Annotated in this window: 13 protein-coding genes; 5 read left to right on the top strand and 8 right to left on the bottom strand. The window is 53.8% G+C overall.

Annotated features, from left to right (window positions below; all coding sequences use genetic code 11):
- From K9N21_16200 to K9N21_16165, 8 genes are all read right to left on the bottom strand, one after another.
- The coding region (locus K9N21_16200; GenBank protein MCF8145459.1) for a guanylyl cyclase at nt 1–1,528 on the bottom strand (1,528 nt) is incomplete at its 3' end.
- A gap of 660 nt (nt 1,529–2,188) precedes the next feature.
- Nucleotides 2,189–2,443 (bottom strand): hypothetical protein, encoded by a 255-nt coding sequence (locus K9N21_16195; GenBank protein ID MCF8145458.1) that lies wholly within the window; start codon nt 2,441–2,443, stop codon nt 2,189–2,191.
- A 255-nt stretch (nt 2,444–2,698) separates the two neighbouring features.
- Complete coding sequence (locus K9N21_16190; protein MCF8145457.1) at nt 2,699–3,241, bottom strand: 2-oxoacid:acceptor oxidoreductase family protein; 543 nt, start codon at nt 3,239–3,241, stop codon at nt 2,699–2,701.
- The gene (locus K9N21_16185; GenBank protein ID MCF8145456.1) at nt 3,238–4,011 is read right to left on the bottom strand and encodes a 2-oxoglutarate oxidoreductase; all 774 of its coding nucleotides are present in this window, start codon (nt 4,009–4,011) and stop codon (nt 3,238–3,240) included. The genes K9N21_16190 and K9N21_16185 overlap by 4 nt, the downstream gene beginning before the upstream one ends.
- Nucleotides 4,008–5,087, bottom strand: coding sequence for a 3-methyl-2-oxobutanoate dehydrogenase subunit VorB (gene vorB / locus K9N21_16180; GenBank protein ID MCF8145455.1), 1,080 nt, complete (start codon nt 5,085–5,087; stop codon nt 4,008–4,010). The genes K9N21_16185 and vorB overlap by 4 nt, the downstream gene beginning before the upstream one ends.
- Nucleotides 5,088–5,091: 4 nt before the next feature.
- On the bottom strand, nt 5,092–5,334 hold the full coding sequence (locus K9N21_16175; GenBank protein ID MCF8145454.1) for a 4Fe-4S dicluster domain-containing protein: 243 nt from the start codon (nt 5,332–5,334) through the stop codon (nt 5,092–5,094).
- 400 nt (nt 5,335–5,734) lie between these two features.
- Nucleotides 5,735–6,079: a cupin domain-containing protein gene (locus tag K9N21_16170; GenBank protein ID MCF8145453.1), complete on the bottom strand. Its 345-nt coding sequence runs from the start codon at nt 6,077–6,079 to the stop codon at nt 5,735–5,737.
- Nucleotides 6,080–6,362: 283 nt separating this feature from the next.
- Nucleotides 6,363–7,094, bottom strand: a complete 732-nt coding sequence (locus K9N21_16165) for a DUF4197 domain-containing protein (GenBank protein MCF8145452.1) — start codon at nt 7,092–7,094, stop codon at nt 6,363–6,365.
- A gap of 353 nt (nt 7,095–7,447) precedes the next feature.
- On the opposite strand from K9N21_16165, the gene K9N21_16160 reads away from it, so the two are divergent.
- From K9N21_16160 to K9N21_16140, 5 genes are all read left to right on the top strand, one after another.
- Nucleotides 7,448–8,263, top strand: a complete 816-nt coding sequence (locus K9N21_16160) for a M48 family metallopeptidase (GenBank protein MCF8145451.1) — start codon at nt 7,448–7,450, stop codon at nt 8,261–8,263.
- Nucleotides 8,264–8,783: 520 nt separating this feature from the next.
- Complete coding sequence (gene lptD / locus K9N21_16155) at nt 8,784–10,982, top strand: LPS assembly protein LptD (GenBank protein ID MCF8145450.1); 2,199 nt, start codon at nt 8,784–8,786, stop codon at nt 10,980–10,982.
- Between the two features lie 51 nt (nt 10,983–11,033).
- Entirely contained in the window at nt 11,034–13,043 is a 2,010-nt protein-coding gene (locus K9N21_16150) for a hypothetical protein (protein ID MCF8145449.1), read from the top strand.
- 21 nt (nt 13,044–13,064) lie between these two features.
- Nucleotides 13,065–13,967 (top strand): ARMT1-like domain-containing protein, encoded by a 903-nt coding sequence (locus K9N21_16145; protein MCF8145448.1) that lies wholly within the window; start codon nt 13,065–13,067, stop codon nt 13,965–13,967.
- A 312-nt stretch (nt 13,968–14,279) separates the two neighbouring features.
- Entirely contained in the window at nt 14,280–15,107 is an 828-nt protein-coding gene (locus K9N21_16140; protein MCF8145447.1) for a L,D-transpeptidase family protein, read from the top strand.
- Nucleotides 15,108–15,110 lie beyond the last annotated feature (3 nt).

Below are 15,110 nucleotides of genomic sequence, written 5' to 3'. Positions count from 1 at the left end.
AATAATTAAATACGAGAGCTTTATAGCCAAGAATATCGGCGTTGTTAGGAGATAACCGGTGGGCTTTCTGAATGGCTTCTATCGACTTATCATGCTTTCTCTGAGCTAGATGTATTCCTGCTAATAGATAATAACTCAAGGGATCATCCTCATCCATTGAGAGAACCTTCTGAGTCAGAGAGACAGCCCGTTCTATTGAATCGGAAGGAGATTCATCAAACCTGTATCTTGCACCCATCCAATACGTCCAGGCAAGCATTCTATAGGCGCTGACGTAATCCGGGTCAATCTCTATAGCTTCTCTTGCCAATTCTCTGGATCGAAATGTACCCCCCTTTGTAAATTTTCTGAAATTTTCAAGTGCCTCCTGATTTTTCAAATATGCCTTGATATTCTTTGCCTCTTTCCTCCATAAGCGTGCTTGATCGCCCTCTGTCAAATGTACCTGCAAAGCGGTGAGAATATTTAATATTAATTCCTCTTCCACTTCAAAAAAGTTCGATACATCATGGTCATAAGTCTCGGCCCATATATGATGCCCTTTAATCGCATCAATCAACTGGGCGGTTATTCTTATTTGATCGCCCGACCTGCGAAGACTCCCCTCCAAGACATATTGCACACCAAGATCCTCGCTTACCCGCGCGATCGTTACCGGCTTCTCCTTATAGGCATAACTTGACGTTCGAGCAATAACCATCAATCTCGGTATCTTTGAAAGGGCCGTGATGATATCCTCTGTAATGCCATCACAAAGATATTCATGATCGGATTTCTTGCTTATATTTACAAAAGGAAGCACCGCAATGGAAGGTTTATCCGGAAGGGGAAACGCCATCTTCTCCACGGAGGCCGGGTCCATCGACGGGGGGCGGAGGTGGAAATGCCAGACACCGGCAGCCGCGCCGAGAATCAAGACGGCGGCCATGGCAATCAGGGCATTTCTCCAGGTCCTACCCACTGCTATTTTCGCCTTGACCACCCGATGGGCCGCGGCGCCCGGAAAAGACAGGACCTTGTACGCCCTAATCGGCTTGTCAATATTTTTGACCTCATGCTCCCCAAGGTACTCGTACTCCAGGCCGATTTTATTTTCTATGGCATCATAAACAGTACCGGAAATGCAAATCCCTCCTGCCTCTGCCAGGCTCTCCATTCGGGCGGCGATATTGACACCATCTCCGTAGATTCTATCTCCTTCTTCCAGTACATCTCCCAGATTGATCCCGATACGAAACCGCATTCGGCGGTTCTCCGGCAGTTCGGCATTTCGCTCGGCCAGTTCCCGCTGAATTTCAACACCGCAGTTGACCGCGTCCACCACACTTGTGAATTCCGCCAGGATATTGTCCCCGGGTGAATCCACCACCCGGCCACGGTACTGCTCGATCATATGGGTCATGGCCGCTCGATGGGTGGTGATGGTGCGAACCGTGGCTTCTTCATCCTCCCGCATAAGCCGGCTGTAACCCTCCACATCAGCGCTCAGGATGGCGGAAAGTCTACGGGTAAGAACCTCAGTGTTCATGTGGGATCACCTCCCTAAAAAACAAAAAGCCCCCGAGCGGATATGGATATCCACTGGAGGCTAAAATCTCACCACCCTCTGGAGACGCGGAACCATGATTTCCTCCCAGAAGGTCGGGGTTATGCTGTTGGGTTGCCTTAGGTTACCCGGAATGAATAGTATTCAATTTCATTAAAGCCCAAAGAGGGGCAGATGTCAAGGCGAATTGAGGCTCGAATATGCAGGGGATTGCGGAATTGGCAGAGGGTTGTTTGCTGTGTCTTATAATGTGACGTATGTATCAGATATCTCATCACTTTATCAATTTGACATATAGCCACCGTACCCAAACGGCGGCTTAAGATCTTAAAAGCCATGCAATCACGGACACAAATCTGTTGACTTGCCTGGCAAGTTGTCGTTTCATAAGCCAAACACTCCTACCCAATAACCTCTTCCCGGGAGGTCATGTCATGGAGCACCCCCTGAAGATCTGCTGAGAATTTTTCTCAATCGGGCAGATCTGCCCGGCTGAGGACCCGGGGCTTTAGAAAAACATCTGCAAAACCTGCCTACTTCTCAAAGGAGGAAAAGATGAGAGCCTTAAAACTGCTATTTGCTGCCTTTGGCGTTTGCTGTCTAATGGCTTCCGTGTCTTCGGCTGATGAAGGAAAGAACGAGTCAGGAAAGGGGAAAAAGCATTCCCCATCCGGCCAATATCAACAGGGCGGTGACCAAAACTCCTACTTTCACCAGCATGGTTATACCAAACTGGATATTCCAAAGGGGCATTATCCTCCTCCCGGTGAATGTCGTATCTGGTATCCCGATCGTCCCGCTGGTCAGCAGCCTCCTCCTGGAAAGTGTCGGGAGTTGCGGTCTCAGGTTCCCCCTGGTGCGTGGCTTATAGACCATCCACCAGATGATCCCAAACATGTTCATATCAATGTCTACGACGAGAGACGCCCAGGGACTGTCCAAGCGGTCGGAGAGTTCGACATAGCTTCGGGGGTATTTGTGCGGATTGTGCTCGGCAACTGATAACTAAGGTGAGCGAGGGGTCGTCCGATTTGGGAAATGGACATTATCAGCCCCGGTGCTGGTGGTTGCGGCGTGGCATTGTGGATAACACGCGGTCATCTCAGCACCGAATTCGATAATTATTATTATCGGCTAATTCAGAGCTGCAGGCTATTTTCCGTCGCTGATAAAGGCGAATCCCCTTTCAATAGCCTTCTGATTCTGTCCAAAAAACTTTTCCTTTCCCTTGAGTGCAGCCTGCATCCCCTTAATCGTGTCGTCCAGGGACAGCATCCCTGTTTTGGCGCAGACCGTTCCTATCATGACCATATTCCCTCCCCGTTCCGATCCGGCCTCGCGGGCCAATTCCAGCGTGGGCACTGAGACGACCTCGATATCCTTGCGAGAGGGCTTTTCCTCAAACAGGGAGGCGTTCAGAAAAACAGTCCCCCCCTGAACCACGGTGGGCTCAAACTTCTGAAGTGAGGGGAAGTTCATGGCCACGACAATATCCGGGTTGGACGCCACCGGCGAGGCGATTTTCTTGTCGGACAGGGTCACCGTGCAGTTGGCTGTTCCGCCCCGCATCTCAGCGCCGTAGGAAGGAAAATAGGTTACATTGAGTCCTTTATGCATGGCCCCGTGGCTCAGCACATACCCCATAAGGAGGACGCCCTGGCCTCCGAAGCCTGCAAACGTTGTTCTGGTAATCATTTTTTGTCCTCGTATCCGGTAATATCTTTGATGACGCCCAAGGGGTAGGTCTTTACCATCTCCTCGGCCACCCAGTCCCATGCGGCCTTAGGGGTCATCTTCCAGTTAGTGGGGCATGGGGAGAGAAGTTCCACCAGGGCGAAGCCCAGGTCATCCAGCTGGCACTGGAAGGCCTTCTTGATGGCCTTCTTGGCCTTGCGAATTTCTTTAACCGAGTCCAAGGCGCAACGTTCCACAAATACCACGCCGTTGCTGACCGCCAACATGCGGGAGATGTCTATCGGACTGCCGTGGAGACGGGGGTCCCGACCGCCGGGGGCCGTGGTTGCGTTCTGGCCTAAGATGGTCGTAGGGGCCATCTGACCGCCGGTCATGCCGTAGATGGCGTTATTGATAAAGATTGTCGATATCCTTTCTCCCCGGTTGGCTGCATGAATGGTCTCGGCTGTTCCGATGGCGGCCAGGTCCCCGTCACCCTGGTAGGTGAGGACGAACTTGTCCGGATGGACCCGCTTGATGCCAGTGGCGACTGCCAGGGCCCGTCCATGGGGGGCTTCAACCATATCGAAATTAAAGTAGTTGTAAGCAAGAACTGCACAGCCTACGGGCGGGACCCCGATGGTCTTTTCGCGAAGTCCCAATTCATCCAGACATTCGGCCACCAGCCTGTGGGCCACGGAGTGGCCGCATCCGGGGCAGTAATGGGTCGGCGTCTCCTTCAAGGATTCGGGCCTGCCGAATATTTTCGTGTACTCAATTTGTTCGCTCATACGTCAATCCTCCGGCCCACGGTTCCGTCGCCCTTGACGGCCGATCGGATGAATCCGGCCACCTGGGCCGGGGTGGGGATAATTCCTCCTGGAAGGCCATGGAAATAGATCTCGGCCCTTTCGCCGACCGAGAGGATCACATCTTCCACCATCTGGCCCATGCTCAGTTCAAAGACCGCTATCCTGGGAACCTTCTTGGACAACTCCCTGAGGGGAGGGAGGGGGAAGGGCCACAGGGTGATCGGTCTGAACAGGCCCGCACGGATCCCCTCGGCCTCAAGTTCTTCAATCGCGCTCTCGGCGATACGCGCTGCCGTGCCATAGGCCACCACAACCACCTCTGCGTCTTCTGTCCCTTTTGTCTCCCATCGCAGCTCTTCGGCCGTTATACGGTCGTATTTTTCCTGAAGATGGAGGTTGTGCTTATAGAGTTCGCCCTGCTGACCCAGGAGCATGGAATAGATGGCCCTCGGTTCACGGCCTTTGCAGCCGTCCAGGATCCAGTCCTTTTTTGGCAAGTCCGCCAGTTCGATGAAATCGGGGAAGATCACCGGTTCCATTACCTGTCCCATCAGACCGTCTCCCAGGATCATGACCGGGTTGCGGTATTTGTCGGCCAGATCAAAGGCCGCAAATGTGAGGTCGACCAGTTCCTGACCGCCGGCCGGCGCCAGTACAGGCGTCCGGTAGTCGCCGTGTCCGCCGCCCCGGGTGGCCTGAAAATAATCGGCCGCCGAGGGTGCGATATTTCCAAGGCCGGGCCCGCCGCGCATCATGTTGATGATGACCGCGGGAAGTTCCATGCCCGCCATGTATGAGATCCCCTCCTGTTTGAGGGAGATCCCCGGGGAGGACGAGGATGTCATGGCCCTTCCGCCGGCGACCGAGGCGCCGAGAACCATATTGATAGATGCCACCTCGCTCTCGCCCTGGATAAATGTACCGCCGACGTCCAACATCCGGGCGGATAAGTATTCCGGAAGTTCATTTTGCGGGGTGATGGGATAGCCGAAATAGTAACGGCATCCGGCGCGAACCGCCGCTTCTCCCACTGTTTGGGAGCCGTTCATTAACATCTTTTCACTTGGCACGATACACCTCGATAGCTACATCAGGGCAGACCGTTGCGCACTGGGCACACCCAGTGCAGCCCTTCTCGCCCTCATTGACGGTTTCCTTGAATCGGGCCGGAGAGTAACCCTTCTTATTGAGCGACGCATCGACTTCGATTCGTTTGCTGGGACAGACGTCGATGCACAGATGACACCCTTTGCACCGCTCCCTGTCGATAACTATTTTTCCCTTTTTTGTATTCTTGGCCATGTTCTTTGTACCGTTTCCCCGTTGATTTTCCCCATTCGGATGACCCCGCCGTCTCAAACGGAAGGGATATGCGAAATCCGGGAATTGCAAATTGAGACCCCCGTGAAATCATATGAAAACCTGACCTTCACAAGGGAGCATGGTGACCTTCGGCCGCGGAACTTAGAGGGCCCTTGAGAAATTCCCCTTCATTCGATGGAATGAATTGTAATCTTCTCTGAGCGTCTCGATACCGTGTTGTTAAGGATTCATGCGCCCTGCGTGAAACGGGGGAGTCCGAAACGAATGCCTGAAAAACTAAAGATAATATCCATGCTTCTATTTTCTGTCAAGATTTTTTTTGTATTCTTCAAGCGCTTCTCTCTCACCGGACAAAGCTGTCTGTCCCCTTAAAAGGCGCCTATCCTTCCCCTCTTCCCGGCACAACGCATATGAACTCGAAGGATTCATTGCCCCGGTTTTTGAAGCAGTGGGGCTGGTCGTCGTGAATATACACGTAATCCCCCGGTTCTAACGGATGTTCCTTGCCTTGGGGATCAATGACGATCCCCTTTCCGGATTCCACCCTGACCAGATGAGGAAAATCGTGGTGATGATGCGGGCTGGATCCTCCCGGGGCCACCTTAAAATAGCGCAGAACAATTTCTTCGGAATTATCGTCCGGGCCGATGACGATCTGCTTGGTAATATTATCGAAGCCTGTCATGTCTGCAAAAGGGATGTCAGCAAGTTTTTTGATGATCATAATCTCCTCCATTCGGCACGTGAGGTGCGGGATTGGTCTATCCAAAGATGATCAATAAAATAAAAAAGTACTCCTACAGCCGTGCAAGAAAAGGCCTGTCGGCTGTGAGGTTCGGCGGGCCTCCGGGGGTTAAGTAGTACCCGAACGGAAACCCGGAAAATCAAGAAACAGTGAAATATGAGAAGAGGTTCTGTTAATGTAAATTTTGTTCCATCAATTTTCAATTCTTGAATATTCAATTGTGCCTGAATCACGCCAAGGCGTGATTTTCGTTCAGGCACTGCTAAGTATCGCCGAATACCCGTCTTAACAGGTCCGTGGTGCGTTTGGCGGGGTTTGTTCGGATCGCCGCCTCTTCCTCGGCAACGTAATAAAAGATTCCATCCATCCCTTTTTCCACAACATAATCCGTCAAGTCCGCCTTCACGTCCGGCACAAACGGAACAGAGCGATATTTATTCATCAGGCTGTCGTACGCCTGAACAGCCTCCACTTGTTGGAGGCTGTTTTCAACAATGGGTTCCATCTCTCTTGCCAGGGTTGGAGACATCTTGCTTCTGAAATATTGGGTGGCCGCATCCTTGGGGCCGTTATAAATGGTCTTCACATCATCAAAGCGCATTTCCGTGATGGCCTGGATAAACAGCTCCTTTGCCTTTGGGGTTGCCGCTTCCGCTGCCCTGTTGAGTTTCAGCTCGAGATCTTCAAGCTGAGCGGACATGCCGATTTTACCCATTATCGACTTTACGGCCTCCAGCTGTTTCGGCAACGGGATATGAATGACCGGATCGCTATTAAACCCATCCACACGTCCCAATCGGCTCACCACATTTTCGGTACCCACGCGCAATGCATCTTTGAGGCCCCCGCCGATTTCTTCAACGCTCAAACTGGAATGCCCGGCGCCCTTACTGTAATTATTCAGTAATCCTTTTCCTTTATCCCACCAGTTATTCCCGGCGTGAGTCAGGTCCGAGCTCAAAAAAATTGCGGCAGAACAGATGGCCCACGCCATCAAAGAAAAATAAACAGAAGTTCTCAAGGGCTTTTTTTTCATCAACCTGACCTCCCCTCAAATATGGCGAGCACCAAAATTTGACGGAGTGTCTGAATGTTCCGGAAGACTGCGTGAATCTGTATACCATTTTGTAGTGATATTGCCCCCTGATGTCAAGGAGATCGACAAAAGGGCGGCCCGTGGGATATGGATCTGATCTTGATCGGGGGTTGTCTTGAGCGCCATGTGGGGAGCCGGACATGCCCGGAGACCAGCGGAAACAGGGAACTCGCACGGAAATAATATCTTGCCTCCTTACCTCTATCGGACTAAAATGATGGATATTGTTATTAAGCAAGGAGGGTGAAAATATGAAATCCATCCCATACCACATCCATCTGCTCGTGTTTATGATCTTCCTGTTGGCGTCATGCAGTACGGTCCCTGTGACCGGGAGGAAACAGCTGGCCCTGATTCCCAGTTCGACCATGCTTTCCATGAGTTTCCAGCAGTATGATGCGTTCCTGGAAGAAAATAAACTCAGTACGAATCAGGAACAGACCCGAATGGTCAAGCGGGTGGGCCACAATATTCAGAAGGCCGTGGAACAGTATATGGCCGACAACAACCGTTCCGATGCCCTCAAGAACTACCATTGGGAATTCAACCTGGTGGAGAGTTCGGAAGTCAATGCCTGGTGCATGCCCGGCGGCAAGGTGGTCATCTATTCGGGAATCCTTCCCATTACCCAAGACGAGGCCGGATTGGCCGTGGTGATGGGTCACGAGATCGCCCATGCAGTGGCGCGGCATGGGGATGAGCGAATGAGCCAGGGCCTCCTTGTCCAGACCGGCGGACTGGCCCTCTCCACAGCCCTGGCCACCAAACCGGAAACCACCCGCCAGCTATGGATGGCCGCCTTCGGTCTGGGTGCTTCTGTAGGGGTGATGCTTCCCTACAGTCGCCTGCACGAGAATGAGGCGGATCGCCTGGGACTGATATTCATGGCCATGGCTGGATATGATCCCCGCGTGGCGGTGGAGTTCTGGAAACGGATGTCCCAAGAGAAAAAGGGGGGCGCTCCGCCCGAATTTCTGAGCACCCACCCGGCCGATGAGACCCGGATACAGAACATCACGGCTCGGCTCCCGGAGGCTATGAAATATTATCGAAAAGCAGACGGGTAGGGCACCCTTATAGGTGCTGTCCCTTCGGCTGCGGGATCGCCTTTGCAGGGACCATGGCGGTGATTCGTAACCCTTGAACCTTCTGAATCCTTGGACCTTTCCTGGAAGATCACCTCTGGCCGGAAAAAGGACGGTCAGCCCGGGCGAAACCTTTCCGACGGACGAATATTGAATTGCCCTCGCGGCGGGGGATGTCCAGCAACCAATCAAAGCGGTGAAATGGGCCGGCTGACGACATGAGAAGCCGGAGATGGGTGGTCTGAAGCCAAGGGGTCGGGAGGGGCCCTTTTCCCGGCCCGTCGAAACCATGATTGCTCTTCGGAGCGCTAGATGATCCTGCTGAACACGAACGCTTCGACCGGCAATCAGTCGATGTTTCATATGAGTTGTCATAATTTTGTTGTTGTGGTAATGGACGGGTGGTCGGTTTAGCGTGAAGTGAAGGAGGACCCTTACCATTCGGCCCCGATACCCTCTAAGACCCGCTGCCTTATGCGCGATCGTAGTCCTGTGTCTGCTCTTGAGTGCGGGCAACCTCTTTGCACAGAACCTGCAAACAAAAAGGGGGCTGCTGGACGATGATGCGATTCCCTGGAATATCACTGCCAACTCCCTGACCTATAATGAAAAGGAAGGCACTTACCTTGCGGAAGGGGATGTGGTGATTACCAAGGCGGGGCAGACCCTCTTTACAGAGCATGCCGAGTTCAATGTGAAGACGGGGATCGCCAGGGTCTCCGGCGGCTTGCGGTTGGAGACAGAGGGGGACGTGGTGACGGGTAGGGAAGGGACTTTCAATCTCAATACCCGGACCGGAGAAATCGTGGACGCCTCACTTTTCCTGAGGGCCAATCATTATTACATCCGGGGGAGTCACATGGAGAAGGTGGGGGAGGATACCTATGTGGTCCAGGAATGCAGCCTGACCACCTGCGACGGCGCCAATCCCGACTGGACCATCACCGGTTCCGAGGTCAAGGTAACCATCGAGGGCTACGGTGCGGTCAAGCATTCTGCATTCCGTGTGAAAGGCCTGCCGATTATTTATGTCCCTTACATGATTTTTCCCGCCAAAACCAAACGCCAGTCCGGGTTGCTCCCTCCCCGTGTGGGCTACTCCACCCTCAACGGCGGTGAACTGGAGATCCCCTTTTATTGGGCGATTTCAGACCAGACCGATGCCACCTTTTATGGCCGCTTCATGAGCAGCAGGGGATATATGCAGGGGGTGGAATTCCGTTATATTGAAGATGAGGATTCAGAGGGCGTTTTGGAGTTCGATATCCTTTCGGATATGGAAAAAACCAAGAACATGACGGATAAGGATGCCTTGGAGATCAGCCCGTTTGCCCGCACCAACAGCACGCGGTACTGGCTGAGGGGCTGGGCTGACCAGGCGCTCCCGTTCGATGTGTCGGCGCGGCTCGACGCGGATTATGTGAGCGATCAGGACTATCTGAGGGAATTTGAAGAGAAACTTTTCGGGTTTTCCTCCAGGACGAATATGGATGAGAAATCCAATCGTCCGTTTCAGGAAAAGCGATCGCCCACTCGGAGGTCCGCTCTCAGGCTCAGTCGTGACGGCGAATCCTACAGCCTTCAGGGCATTGGGAGTTATTATCAGCCATCGGAAGATCCTGCCGACAAAAATATGATGCAGGAACCTGTGGGAGGTCTCAATTTCATGCTCCTCCCCGAGCAGATCAGAAGCTTGCCCGTATTTTTCAATCTTGAATCCAATTATGATTACGTATGGAGCGATGAGGCGAATAAGGGCCACAGCATCTCTATTTCTCCCCAGGTAAACTTTCCGTTGTGGATCGGACCCTATGTCCAGTTTGAGCCGTCCTTCAGTTATACATATAACGGCCTATGGGCCGAAGACAATGAGGGGAAGAGGGAGAACCAATACCAGACGGTCTATGAGGCAAGCACAAGGCTGGCCACCAATGTGGAGCGGGTTTACGATCTTCAATGGTTCAATGCCGATAGAGTGCGGCACAAGATCTCTCCGGTGCTCACCTACCTGTACAGGGGATACCGAACAAATGGAGATAATATCCCATGGTTTTCTCCTATTGACAGGGGCGGATATGAAAGTCCGTGGTTTGATTCCATCCACCAGGAGGACGATGAGGATAAGAGCAGAAACCGTATCGCCTTTGCCCTCGAAAATTTCCTGGATGCCCGTTTTAAAGACAAGAAGGGAAGAGTCACTTACAGTCAATGGGGTACCTTTAAACTGTACCAGGGCTATGATATTGATACCGCGCGCCAGGGCGATGAAGGTAGACCTTTCACCCCCCTTTTGGCAGAACTGATCGTGAGACCTTTCTCGTCTCTGGACCTGCGGGGGAGCGCAGGGTGGGATCACTACGACAATACGTTTTCCCGTTCCACCCTCTCAGGGAGTCTCTCTTTCAGCCGGGCCGGGGGGAGAACGGATACCTACGAGGTGAACTATCAGTATTTTAAAGATGCTCAAGACGGCCAGACAAACATCAACTTCCGTGCCGACGTGAACCTTTTCCATGGGTTTTCCGTGGGAGGCTCCTTTCAAAGGGATATGGAGGCGGGGCAGACCATCTCGAGTGCCGGGTGGATAGGATACCAGAGTCAGTGCTGGGGCCTGAAATTGGGTGCTGCAAAAGAGGACGGCGACACCAATGTTATGGTTCTCATACGCCTGGTCGGGCTGGGAGACACAGGGCGTTGGTAGGCGTTTCAGACATTTTGTTCAGGATGATGTTCCAGAAAGGAGGGAGTAGGGATGAAAAACAATCAAATGAGGTCTGCTCTTTTTTGGGGACTTCTATTCGTCAATATCCTGATGTGGGCGTCCTGGTGCCCGGCCGAGACCTATTATGTGCGGACTGACGGGGGTACGGCGGGCCAGTGTACGGGACTGTCCGATGCCCCCTACCCGGGATCGGGCGAGAACCAGGCCTGTGCCTGGTCCCACCCTTTCTGGGCGCTGGATGCATCCGGCAACTGGAAGATCCAGGGGGGGGATACGGTCCTGATCCATTCGGGGAGCTATCGGATGGGTTTCGGCGCCCCCAATACAGGATGGTGTGATGCATCGGGGGCCTATGAATGCCACCTGCCCCCGCTCCCTTCAGGGCAGGACACGTCACACCCGACGCGCATCCTGGGGGTCGGCTGGGAACAGGGATGCACCAACCCCCCGGAGTTGTGGGGGGCGGAGAGGCCATGGCAGATCCTGAGCCTGGATGGTACGTCCCACGCAGTTATCGGGTGTCTTGAAATCACGGACCATTCCGGCTGCGTGGAAGGCCATCCGGATCCGGCCATGAGGTGTGAGAGGGATACCGATCCTTTCGGCGATTGGGCGCCTGTTGGGATATACGCGGCAGATTCTTCACAGGTGGTCCTGTCCCACCTCAATATCCACGGCCTGGCATGGGCCGGGGTGCATGCCGGGCGCATCTCGGACTGGACCGTGGAGAACGTGAGGATCGCGGCCAATGGCGGGGTCGGATGGGACGGAGATGTGGGGGAGAGCACCAGCGCCGGGAATTTGATCTTTCGCAGTCTCACGGTTGAATGGAACGGATGTGGAGAGACCTACCCGCAAGGGGAGCCAAACGGCTGCTGGGGACAGACGGCCGGCGGCTACGGCGACGGCGTGGGTCTGGGCGCCACGGGCGGGAACTGGGTCTTTGAAGACGCGATCTTTCGGTACAACACATCGGACGGCCTGGACATGCTGTACGTGCGGCTCCCTCCTTCCAACATCCAGATCAGGAGAACCCGGTCCTATGGAAATGCAGGAGATCAGATCAAGGTCAATGGGCCGACCCGCATCGAAAACACCCTCATGGCAAGCAGCTGTGGCTTTTTTGAGGGAAAGCCCTTCACCTATCACGTAGACAACTGTCGCGCCGGAGGGAGCGCACTGGCCCTCAACGCGAGGAGAGGCAGCCAGGTCTCGGTGGTCAATTCCACCATTGTCGGCCAGGGGGATTGCCTGTGCCTCATTGAATGCGACAGCGGGGACTGTGACGGCTCCGAAACCATTATTTTGCAGAACAACATCTTCATGGGCTACCCTGAATTCCATGATCCTTCGGACAATGCCTGTTACATCTGGTTCGAGCCGGCCGTTTTCGGCTCGGTCAATACGGATTACAATGTGGTTTTTAACGCCAAGATGGGGAATGTGGGGCTTTCGGCCCATGACCTGGAACAGAACCCACTCTTTGTCAATTCAAACCTGGATGCCTTCGATGGGCACCTTCAAGTGGGCAGCCCGGCCATGGACAGCGGCCTGGCAGTGGGAAGTTTGGGCGGTCTCGTGCCTGACCATGACCTGGAAAACAATCCGCGGCCCGGGGGTCCGGGCGTGGATCGGGGGGCCTATGAACATGGGGGTCAGCCGACTCAGGACCCGGTTCCCGACATCAAGGCAAACGGCTCGGATGGGCCCCTAACCCTTTCCTCGTCCCAGGCCCTTTCCGTAAGGGTGGCCCTTGATCCCGGAATACATGGAGGTGACCCTGCAGACTGGTGGGTGGCCGCCTCAAGCCCCTTCGGCTGGTTCCATTATGATGTCACGGGGGGGGCCTGGACCTGGGTCCCCGGCCTTTCCGTCACCTACCAGGGTCCATTATTCAGCATCCCGGGAACGGCCATATTGAGCCTGCCGCAAAGCATCCCCGGGACCTATGTGTTCTATTTCGGGATTGACATGGCGGTGAACGGTTCAATCGATTTTGACCGGTTGACCTATGACAGCGTGCAGGTGGATGTAAAATAAAAGAGGCAAAAGAGAGAGAAGATGCGGATTCAACCGGAATGCATTCCCTGTATCTTGACCATGTCCATCACCGCCATGAGGGAACTGGGACTCCAGGGTGACGCAGAAAAAGAACTGTATGGCAATATCTTGGACATCCCGTGGTTGAGGGGCCGGTCGTGGGATATCACCAGCCCTGAAGTCCTTGAGAGGGTCATGCATGTGATGATGGATGCGACCGGGAGAAGGGATCCCTTTCAAGAGGTCAAGACCCTTCAGAACAGGCGGATCATGGGGATCGTCCCGTTTCTGAAAAGCATGCTGAAAGCGGCCTCTGATCCGCTTCATACGGCCGTAAAACTGGCCATTCTGGGAAATACCATCGATCTTATGATGGGAAACCGGCCCACCGACATTGAAAACTCTATTGCCGAGAGGCTGAGAGAGCCTGTCTCCGATATAGAGTATCAGAAATTCCGAAGGCGGCTGGACAAGTGTCGTTTTCTGGTCTATCTGGGAGACAATGCCGGTGAGATTGTCTTTGACAGACTCCTCATGGAAACCATCAGGGGGCTGCGGGATATGGATATCGTCTTTATCGTGAGGAGCGTGCCCGCGCTCAATGATGCCACCATGGATGAGGCGCGGTCGGTGGGAATCCACGAGATCTCAACCATCGTGGAAAATGGAATTGACGGGCCGTGCCCGGGGACGGTCCTTTGCAGATGTTCTCAAGAGGTGACGGAATTGATCCACCGGGCCGACATGGTCATCTCCAAGGGCGGGGGCAACTTCGACGCCCTGGAAGAGGAAAAGGGGGCGGTAAGAGACAAGATCACCTTCATGCTCCTCTCCAAATGCACGCCGTACTGCAATTTCTTCGGTGTGAACCTTCACCAGCCCATATTGGCCCATCTGGGCAAGGTCTGTTCGGGCAATCCCTGACTCCGGCAATCCCTCCATGAAAATCAGGGGTGTTCATCGAGCACTCCCTGGCCCTGTTTCCTCGACCTTGTTGCGTATTGTGTGGACAGTCGGGGAGGGTCAGCGGTCGACGATCCCGGTTATTGACTTTTGGAGGCATTAACGATAAAGATGAATCAGGTAATCGCGAGCTGAGGTCATTATTTGGATCCAAGGAGGGAAGCGTTTTTGAAAATGGTGATGTGGCGAACAAGGCCTTTTATTTTCGGAGCGGCAGCCATTATTTGGGTATTGTTCTGTGCCCATTCCGCATGGGCCTTGAGAGCCTTCGTACTGTCCCCTGACAGGACCTTATATGGCGCCGCGCGCTGGGTAAAAGCGAATGAAAAGGACACGCTCCTGGATATCGCACGTGACTTTGACCTTGGATACAATCAGATCATTGCTGCGAACCCGGGGGTTGATCCCTGGGTGCCGCCCAAGGAGGGTCTTGTGCTTGTCCCGTCGGCCGTTATACTCCCTCGAGAGCGTATAAGCTCGGGTATCGTTGTAAATCTGGCGGAGATGCGCCTTTACTACTTCTTTTCGGACGGCGGCAACCAATACTTTCTCACTGCCCCCATTGGCATCGGCACAGAAGGCTTTCTCACCGAATTGGGTGTCTATACAGTACAAAGCAAGACCGCTAACCCAACCTGGGTGGTGCCGGAGTCAATCAAGGAAATGGAACCGGATCTCCCGGCCGAGGTGCCGCCGGGGCCGGAGAACCCGCTGGGCGACTATGTTTTTCGTCTTTCCCAAAGGCAATATGCAATACATGGTACAAATCAGCCATGGGGAATCGGGCGGAGAGTAAGCCACGGCTGTATCCGCATGTACCCTGAAGACGTAAGCATACTCTATCCGCTCATATCCGTGGGGACGATCGTCCATGTCGTCTATGAACCGATCAATGTGGGATGGGGAGGTGGGAAGTGCTGGATACAGGTATTTGACGATTTTGATAACCGGATCGACGATCTGCGTTCAAAGGCGATGGGCGAACTCTCTCGCTGGGAAACAGCCGTAGGCCCCCTTGACGTCGATGTCGAGACCCTGGACAGGGCGTTGAAGGACAAAACCGGGGTGCCTGCGGCTGTTGCGCGCCCCAAAAAACCTTAACCA

Source organism: Deltaproteobacteria bacterium, assembly GCA_021737785.1.
In the GTDB taxonomy this organism is placed as follows: domain Bacteria; phylum Desulfobacterota; class DSM-4660; order Desulfatiglandales; family Desulfatiglandaceae; genus AUK324.
Note: the sequence above shows the minus strand (reverse complement) of the source record. Positions and strands in the feature narration are given on the sequence as shown.